8 protein-coding genes are annotated in these 8382 nt (G+C 65.1%); 5 read left to right on the top strand and 3 right to left on the bottom strand.

All coding sequences use genetic code 11. The features are described 5' to 3' along the window. Together ETD96_RS47745 and ETD96_RS35940 are read right to left on the bottom strand one after the other, a co-directional pair. On the bottom strand, positions 1-427 hold a 427-nt coding region (locus tag ETD96_RS47745; RefSeq protein WP_171069391.1), incomplete at its 3' end, for a helix-turn-helix domain-containing protein. An 812-nt stretch (positions 428-1239) separates the two neighbouring features. Beyond that, on the bottom strand, positions 1240-1671 hold the full coding sequence (locus ETD96_RS35940) for an ATP-binding protein (RefSeq protein ID WP_138640932.1): 432 nt from the start codon (positions 1669-1671) through the stop codon (positions 1240-1242). Between the two features lie 553 nt (positions 1672-2224). On the opposite strand from ETD96_RS35940, the gene ETD96_RS35935 reads away from it, so the two are divergent. From ETD96_RS35935 to ETD96_RS47125, 3 genes are all read left to right on the top strand, one after another. Then, on the top strand, positions 2225-2569 hold the full coding sequence (locus tag ETD96_RS35935) for a hypothetical protein (protein ID WP_138640931.1): 345 nt from the start codon (positions 2225-2227) through the stop codon (positions 2567-2569). A 67-nt stretch (positions 2570-2636) separates the two neighbouring features. Further along, positions 2637-3770, top strand: a complete 1134-nt coding sequence (locus ETD96_RS35930; protein WP_138640930.1) for an NsdA family TPR-like regulatory protein — start codon at positions 2637-2639, stop codon at positions 3768-3770. 17 nt (positions 3771-3787) lie between these two features. Next, positions 3788-4714: a phosphotransferase family protein gene (locus ETD96_RS47125; RefSeq protein WP_240808480.1), complete on the top strand. Its 927-nt coding sequence runs from the start codon at positions 3788-3790 to the stop codon at positions 4712-4714. A gap of 12 nt (positions 4715-4726) precedes the next feature. Here the strand turns inward: ETD96_RS47125 and ETD96_RS35920 are convergent, their stop codons facing one another. Then, positions 4727-5296, bottom strand: coding sequence for a DUF6879 family protein (locus tag ETD96_RS35920; RefSeq protein WP_338072639.1), 570 nt, complete (start codon positions 5294-5296; stop codon positions 4727-4729). Positions 5297-6130: 834 nt separating this feature from the next. Here ETD96_RS35920 and ETD96_RS35915 point away from each other — a divergent pair. Continuing rightward, positions 6131-6919 (top strand): RNA polymerase sigma factor, encoded by a 789-nt coding sequence (locus ETD96_RS35915; protein WP_138640928.1) that lies wholly within the window; start codon positions 6131-6133, stop codon positions 6917-6919. Between the two features lie 189 nt (positions 6920-7108). Beyond that, on the top strand, positions 7109-7708 hold the full coding sequence (locus ETD96_RS35910) for a hypothetical protein (RefSeq protein ID WP_138640927.1): 600 nt from the start codon (positions 7109-7111) through the stop codon (positions 7706-7708). Positions 7709-8382 lie beyond the last annotated feature (674 nt).

Here is an 8382-nt window from a genome sequence, read left to right as displayed (position 1 = left end):
GGGTGTCGGTGGTGGTGTCCGCGTCGCCGGTCGGCACGTCCGGGGTCGGTGCGTCCGGGGTCGGTGCGTCCAGGGTCGGTGCGTCCAGGGTCGGTGCGTCCGGGGTGTCGTCGGTGGTGGCGGTGACCGGGTGCCAGGTGTCGGGCTGGCGCTTCCCGCCGTCCCGACCGCCGCGCGTCCGGGCGGCGCGTCCGTCACGCTCCAGGGTGGTCAGCGTCCGTGTGACGGTGGCGCGGCTGACACCCGACGCCTCGGCCAGCGCGGTCACGGTCGCGCCGGGGTTGCCCGTCAGCGCGTCCCACACGTCCCCAGCCGCACCGGACGGGCGCGCCCCGCCCGTGACAGCGGCGGCGTTGTTTCCGGCGTTCTCGTTGCCCGTGGCGCCGTTCCCGGTGGCGCCATTTCCGGTGATGTTCTTCGCGGCCATTTCGTCTCCCATTCGATGTGACCGGCGACCGGATTTCCGGCGCCGTTCCCGTTCATCGGGAGCTCGACCATTTCTCGATGCCACGCCACCAGGCAAGCACCTTCGGCCACTTTTTTATTCACCTCAACGGCTGAACAACCTAACCAATCCCGCCCGCACCCACTAAACCCACCCGACGGTGAAGGAGATTTGCATCGATTCATGACCGGGCACCTCATCACGCACGCACCTTTCGGAGTCCCGTGCATCAAAAGGCGCGGCGGAGCGGCCCGATGGCGGCCTCATGTGAGGCGTTTCGCGCCTCTTCTCGCCTTTTCGACTCATCGGGCGACGGCGACCTCGCGCCTCGGGCGCGGACGGCCCTGCGCTGAACCGTCGCAGGCGGGCCGGCCTGCATGCGGTGTATCGATGAGAGAGGGAGCGGCGGCAAGCTGGCCAGAGGCCATAAGCAGAGGCCAGAGGGGAACCAGGACCCACATCGCAAGCTATTACCAGGGGTCGTCCTGGTGACGAGTCGGGGCCACGAAAAGAATATGCACCACCCCTATGACCTGCCCAGACGCCGAGGGTTGCACCTTCTACTCATAGGCAGAACCCCGAAAAGAAGACTGAACAGAACCCCGAAAAGAAGACCGGAACAGCGATAACCGCCGACGCCGACCAGTCATTCACACCCGCCGGATCCAGACACGCGTGAGCCCCGTTCGCAGGCCCGCGATGGCGGGTCTGCGAACGGGGCCTCCCGACGCAAGCAGCGTTCTTCTACGCTGTCCCTTGAGGGGCCAGCCTGGTAACAGCAGGCTGGGCCCTCCCTATGACGCCAGTGTCACCGGTTGCCCCGGGCCGTTCTGGGCGTGGCGGCGCAGGTCCATGTCGGCCCACACGGTGAAGCCGTCCTCGGGACTACCGTGCACCCCCATCGTCAGAGCCAGTTTGGACACCGTGAGCAGGCCGTAGCCACCCACCCGCGGCTCGCACCCCGGCGTCTCGGATCGGATCGTGGGCACGCAGCCCCCGCCCAGGTCGGTCACCGCGATGTAGGCGATCTCGGCCAGCGTGACCTCCAGGCCGAACCAGCCCCGCTCGCCCCCCGACCGCGAGTGCCGGACGGCGTTTGTGGACAGCTCAGCCACCACCAGCGCCACGTCCTCCTCACGGCCGGTCCCCTCGAACAGTGTCGCGGCGAACACACGCGCCGCATGCACCTGGTCGGCACGGCCCGGGTAGACCCGACGCCACTGCATCGGCCTCGAACCCCGCAGCCAGTCGCCGGGAGAGCACATGCCCCAGCTTTTCTTTTCCACTTTCCATTCCCCTTGTCGTTTGGCCGCCCGCTGCCGCTCATACGGCCGTTGAAGCGGGCGGACGAATACAATCAGCGCTCGCCTCTATTCATGGCGTCAAGCAAGCTGTGCATAGATCTGGCAAAACAGGGAACCGAATCGTCGGTTCAGAGCGGGCCGCCGGCTCTCCAACGAGCGACCTGCCTTGCAAGCGCATCCGCCGTCTCCTGCTCCACTAGCTGACCGCCGAGCAGCGCCCACCAATGCCGCGTGGACCGTCCGTACCAAGCACACAGATATGGGAATCGCTCTTGCAAAGCCAGCAGCGATGCCAGCCTTATCCGTTCTGGGGAAGCCTGGATGGCGGGTACAAGCGGCAGATCGAAAGACGTATCTTCCGGAGCCGCGGGAGAGCCGTCCTGTTCATTCATCTGGATGCCAACACCAAACGCGGTGGTAGCGCCTTCTCCCTGTCGCCGCACACGCTGCAACAAGCACTCGGAAGGACCTGGCCATGGACCAGATGGGCAACCTTGATCGTGCTTGCTCTCAGGACGGTCACCAGCCGCACCATCATCCGCTCGACGCCGACGCCCAGAGCGATGCCCGACCCGGGCTCTGGTTGGGCGATCGTCTGGCACGGGAGGTCGGCGCGCAGGCGCTCGACGGCTTGCCGCGTCTGGTCCTCTGGGAATCGGTGCACGATGACCGGCTCTCTGTATGGTGTGGCGATCTGGTCACCGTTAGTGAATCTGTGGTGGGCGCCACAGCTCTAGACGACAATGTTCGACAGCTTGCGACATCTTCAGCGTTCGCCCGGCAGCCGACAGACAGGGAGGTGCAGGCTCATGCCCTATGAGACGACCCCACAGGTTCGGGCTCGGCTGCGCCGTGAACGGCGGACGAGGGGATGGGACATCCCCCGCATGGCCCAGGAGCTGCGCGACGCAGCCGACTATCCCCACAAGATGCCGAGCGTCCGGAGCCTGCGCCGCTACATCGAGCGGTGGGAGAAGGGCGATGTCGTCCGGGTCACCGAGCGCTACCGCATCCTGTACACCCGGGCCTTCGGCATGAGTGACGACGAGTTGTTCGAGGACGGGCCTCAAATGCCACCCGCACCCAATCCCAATGAGGGGGACGTCGAGGCGATCCGTGGCATGCTCGCGGCGCTGATGACCTCTGATCGACAGTTCGGCGGCACCCGCATCCGCCGGCAGGCCACCGAATACCTCACCGACGTCATCGAGCCGCGGCTCCGTGGACACGCATCCGATCCCCTCCGCCGACGGCTCTTCGCGGTCTCCACTGAGTTCACTCTGCGCGTCTCGGCGATGAATCTGGACACCGACCGGCCGGACGCCTCACTCACGCTGCTGGGCCGGGCCGCGAGCATGGCTAACGAGTCCGGCGACCCGTCTCTAACGGCGTGGGTCCTGTCACGGCGCGGGGAGCATGAAATGCACCAAGCCGCACTCGCCCGTCGTCCCGCCCAGAAAGCGGGATACGTGGACCAGGCGCTGGCCTACACCGAAGGCGCCGCCGGCATTGCTCGCGCGGTCCCTCCGCTCGGGCGGGCCTTCCTGACGACCAAGTCCGCTCTCGCATGGTCGCTGACCGGTAACCGTGCACGCACCCAGCGCGTACTCGGCGATGTGTGGGACGCCTACGAGCGAACCGGAACGACGACCGAACCCAGTTGGATCAGCGCCTACGGAGTCGGGCATCTGCGCCACGAGGAGGCCCGCTGCTACGTCAACCTTGGGATGGGACGGCATGCTGTCCGCTCCGCCGAGCAGAGCCTGGCCATCCGTACCGAACCACGGCCCCGCGCCTTCACTCTCGGCGTCCTTTCGATCGCACACGCGCAGAGCCTGAACATCGAACAAGCCTGTGTCCGCGGCCAAGAGCTCCTCGCACTCGCCGCTCAGATCTCCTCGCGCCGTGTCTGCCTACGGGTCACCGAAGTGCTCGACGCCCTCCGACCTCACCAGGATCAGCCAGCCGTCGCCGAACTATACGAGGCCGCGCGTCCGGTGTTGGCTCGTTGCGCCCGGTGAGCCGCAGGTAACCGTCCATGGCAGCCCTTCCTGACGAGATCCAGTTCCTCCTTGACGCCGTCAGCGCGCGGTACGCAATCCCGACAGACGATGCTCGGCTGGTGGGGCAGCACAGCAACACCGTCATCGCGCTGCCGGCAGCACGAATGGTCGTTCGCATCGCCGGCAATCCCAAGGCGTTCGACAGGGTCACCCAGTCCGTCGCGGTAACGCGATGGCTGGCCAGCCGCAGCTTCCCCTGCACCGAGCCCGCCGATGCCGATCCCTTCCACATCGACACACACACGGTGTCGATGTGGCGGCTGCTCGAGGTCTGTGACGGGCCACCGGGAACCGGCACGGAACTCGGCCGAATACTCCGGGCGCTCCACGACCAGCCGGTCCCGCCGTTCAAGGTGCAACTGATGACCGACCCGTTGGGCAGCGTCGCCGAGGCAGCCCAACGCCACCCCAATGCCATGAGCGATCGAGATAGATTATGGCTGCTCACCCGAATCAATGAGATCCGCACCGCCTGGACGGAACTGGTCGGCGTGCTCCCCTCTGGGCTGATCCACGGAGATGCCCACACCAATAATCTCATCCGGGTCCGCAATGGCGAGGCCGTGCTCGGCGACTGGGACCACGTCGCCCATGGCCCTCGCGAGTGGGACTTGATCCAGCCGCACTACATGCGCCGCCGGTTCAACCGCCACACTGAGCAGGATCTTGATGCCTTCACAGCCGCCTACGGATGGGACGTGCGTACCTGTGCAGGCTTCGAGGTGCTCGTACACGTCCGTGAACTCAGCGGGCTGAGCCCCTACATCCGCAAAGCTCCGAGCGCCGATTGGGCACGGCGAGAAGTCGCTCACCGGCTCGCCACTTTGCGAAATGACGACACGGCCACCAACTGGAACAGCCCTCCGAGACCGACATTGCCGAGCAGGGCTGAACCTCGATAAAGGCCCCAACTATCAGGTCGGTTCGAAGTCCGCGTGTGGAATCGACCGCTTCCATCCTGCTTCGAATGCCGACAAGCACAGCGACACCACGGACGGCTCGCCACGATTCTCAGGGCCCAGCGACGAGCCATCTCCGGCAAAGTGGTTGAACTGCACGACCCGGTCGTCGAACACCCAGTAGTCGTTACCCGGCAGCGCCAGATCCGACGCCCGCCGCCGTGGCAGCCAGCGCACCGACTCACCCGCCGCCACATTCATCGGCGTCACCCCGTACTCGTAGCGGATGTAATCGGTGACCGGCACGGACACGATACGTAGCCGGCGGATCGACACCCCACGGGCCACCACGGGCGCGAGGAGGTCGATCCATCCTTGCCACCGCTCGACCGGGTCGAAATGGTCACCGTCCCGCCACCTCAAGAAGTCCGGGTCGGCGGGAGTATAGACGTCCCTCTGCTCCAAATGCACAGCCGAGAACCGGCACCCGGCCAACAGCGAGGCGAACGACTCCCTGCCCTCGCCATCTGGCCCGTCACTCGCCCCGATCGCCTCGTCCGGGCCCTGGTCCCTATTGCTCGCCATCAGCCGTCCCCAAGCCGCCGCACTGCAACATGTCGGTTCCTGCCTCTCACCGTGGCTGTCCCGCAGCCCGGCATGCCCGTCAACCGCGCAACCCCGGGCCATCCGGCGGGAGCCGAGCACTCATCGAGCACGACCTCCACCGTTTGCACACCACCCGTCGACGACAACATCGCAGGTCACAGCGATTATGAGCACTTCGTGAACACTCCAGTAACAGGCGCTGCTGCTTGTTCATGAGGCACACACAGTCAGTGCTGCGGAACATTCGTGCAGTGGAGCAGGGTGACAGCAAGACCGGCCGGCGCATCGGGATGCTTCCGGCAGCATCAAGGACACCGCATGGAGCAACTCGTCCTCAAGGGCCTTCCCGCTCGCCCGCTTGAACCATGGCCCGCGTCGGACCGGCAACGCCGGCGGCCGAAAACGCCTCGCCGGGTCGTCCAGGCCCAGCCCGCGCGCCAGTTCACCGCGACAACGGCTCGGAGCAGCACACAACCAGACCCGATGCAAATCGGGCAGAAGTTCGCATGCAGGTATGAGAAGGGCCTGAGCAAGCGAGTCCCCGACAGGGGTCGTCAGCCCCTCTGAGATCTTTACCGAAGAAATCTTACTGCGGATAAACGGCCAGGCAGCGGCCGTTTTAAACACTCGACCAACTTTGCCTGTTTGGACGAAAGAACGTCGCGATGAGGGTGTCATCGCAGGTCAGGGCCGTTTCTAACACATCATGAACACTTCGTGTGCACGGCGTCCCGCCCATGAACTGTTCATGATCTGCACATGCCGTGGTGGACACCTGGGTCATCGATCCATCACGACCTTTCGGGGGACGGCATGAACCACCACCTCGCCAATGACCAGCGCCCGGCCAACACGGGTGCGTTCCGGTCGCGCAACGCGCTGACCGTGGCCGAGGACTCCTTCCGGCTGCTGACGACAGGCCCCAGCCCGCTCACGGTGGACGGCCGAGTGATCGGGCACGGCCTGCCTTCGCGACCGGTCGACCTGAGTGCGCTGCGGGACCTGCTGCTGGAGCGCTCCGCATCCAGCGATTTGAAGGACCAGGTGTGGTGTGAACTCATCCGCCGGGCACGGACCGGAGAGCCCTCTTGGGTGGTGGGCTGCGTCGGAATGGCCATGCCCGGCCTCAAGAGCATCGCCGCCCGCATCATTCGCTCCAGCCCGAGCCACCTCGCTGACGACATCGTCTCGGAGCTGCTGACCGAGTTCGTCGCTCAGGTGGCGCGTATCGACACCTCACGTCCGCACGTAGCCGCACGCCTGATGTTCTGGGCTCGCAAGGGCGCTCTGCGCGCTCGTGGCAGGGAGGCCCGCTACCTTCCGTGTGACCCGCGCGAACTGCCCGACCGTGCGGTCGCGGCCGGCGTGGACCCGGTGCTGTTGCTCCTGGACGCCGCACGCCAAGGGGTCCTCAGCCCTGCCGCCGCCGAACTGATCATCGCCACGCGGCTGGACGGCACCTCCGTCCAGGAGTACGCCCGGGTTCAGGGAGTGCCGGCGAAACGCCTGTACAAGCAGCGGCACGCTGCCGAGGCCCGGCTCGTCGCAGCCGTTCAGGACGGCCGGGTTTCCGCCGACTCCGCTGTTCCACCCGGGATGTGAGGAGAAAACTGCACCATTCCGGCATCCGGGTGCACTGCCCCATGGTTCGCATTGTGTACATACCGCCATATTCCGATACGAATGCATTCGCCTTTGGCCGTAGGCGTCCGGAGATTTACCCTCTTCACGGCGGGACAAGGATGCGAGCCCCACTGTACGCATCTACGATCGCTCGACATTGCATTCTCGGTGCTGCTGCGGCAGCTCTGCAGCAGCACCGAGAACGATCAAACGCATGGAGGCAGGAACTTGATCGCAATCCCCCAGCGGGTGGCCGCTCAACTCTGCCTTCCCGGCACCATTGGCATTGCGCTCCTGCTGACGGGCTGCGATGCCGAGGGCCGTACGGCCACGCTGCCTTCGATCCGCACCATGCCCCCAACGTCCCCGCCTCCCGACGATGAGGCTGCGACGACCGCCTATACAAACGTTGTTGCGCAGTTGGATACCGCCGACTCCCTCCCGGCAGATATCCGGGAACAAGAGCTGTCGAGATACATGTCCGATCCCCAACTGTCGCGAGTAATCAATCGCGTTAGGCAACTGAAGGCCGAGCACCTGACTTCCTACGGGAAGTCCATCCCGCATGTGCAGAGCGTCCAGATCGATGGCAACAAAGCAATCCTGCACGACTGCCTGGACGCCAGCAATGCTGGCCTACAGAGTTCCCGCACACAAAAGAAGGTGAACCGTGGCCTCAAAAAGGAAGGAGTCAAGGCGCACCTGTCCAAAGGTAGCGATGGGCAATGGCGGGTCGTCAAAATAATATCGCTTGGTGAAGGCTGCTGAGAGATGTACGTCGCTACGGTCAGCGTTCTCCTTGCAGGCTCACTTTCAGTCAATATCACTAGCCCGATGTCGCCCCCAACGGATCCGCTACCACCTGTAGCGAACATTCACGGATACGAGTACGGCGCCAATTCTCCTGGAAGAAGCGGGCCGAGCCGCAGACCGAGATCGCACTCGGCTGATCATCCGCTCAACGAATCTGACGCAGTGGGACCGCGGGATTGCCAGGAACTCAATGAGTACGTGCAGGTCGTGTGCGCACCCGAACCTGAGGGCGGTAAGGCGCCCAAGGTTTCATCCGCGCAACTGGCAATGACGAACTGGGCGCAGATGCCGGTTCCTGCGCCGAGAGTGCACACCGCACCGCCACGGCGATCGGCGGGCTTGGTGGGGTTGCCTGAGTGGTTCTGGGTCACGAACTGGCGCACGATCACCAGCCGGGCCACCGCACGGGATGTGTGGGTTGAGGTGTCGGCGAGACCGCAGAGCATGACGATAGACCCGAGCAATGGAAGCCCGGTTCGGTGCCCGGGTCCTGGAACCGCGTACGACAAATCTCGTCCGGCATCTACGCAGCACACGGATTGCTCGTACACGTTTCAGCGGTCATCGGCGCATCAGCGTGGGAAGGACGGCAAGCCAGCCCTGCATGGGCAAGGCGCACCGCCTGGGGC

The organism is Actinomadura geliboluensis (genome assembly GCF_005889745.1).
In the GTDB taxonomy this organism is placed as follows: Bacteria; Actinomycetota; Actinomycetes; order Streptosporangiales; family Streptosporangiaceae; genus Spirillospora; species Spirillospora geliboluensis.
This window is presented reverse-complemented; position numbering and strand designations above follow the sequence as displayed.

Coding starts and splice junctions, on each gene's coding strand:
- ETD96_RS35940 (WP_138640932.1), bottom strand. CDS start 1,671: ATGCAGTGGCGTCGGGTCTACCCGGGCCGTGCCGACCAGGTGCATGCG.
- ETD96_RS35935 (WP_138640931.1), top strand. CDS start 2,225: ATGGACCAGATGGGCAACCTTGATCGTGCTTGCTCTCAGGACGGTCAC.
- ETD96_RS35930 (WP_138640930.1), top strand. CDS start 2,637: ATGGCCCAGGAGCTGCGCGACGCAGCCGACTATCCCCACAAGATGCCG.
- ETD96_RS47125 (WP_240808480.1), top strand. CDS start 3,788: ATGGCAGCCCTTCCTGACGAGATCCAGTTCCTCCTTGACGCCGTCAGC.
- ETD96_RS35920 (WP_338072639.1), bottom strand. CDS start 5,296: ATGGCGAGCAATAGGGACCAGGGCCCGGACGAGGCGATCGGGGCGAGT.
- ETD96_RS35915 (WP_138640928.1), top strand. CDS start 6,131: ATGAACCACCACCTCGCCAATGACCAGCGCCCGGCCAACACGGGTGCG.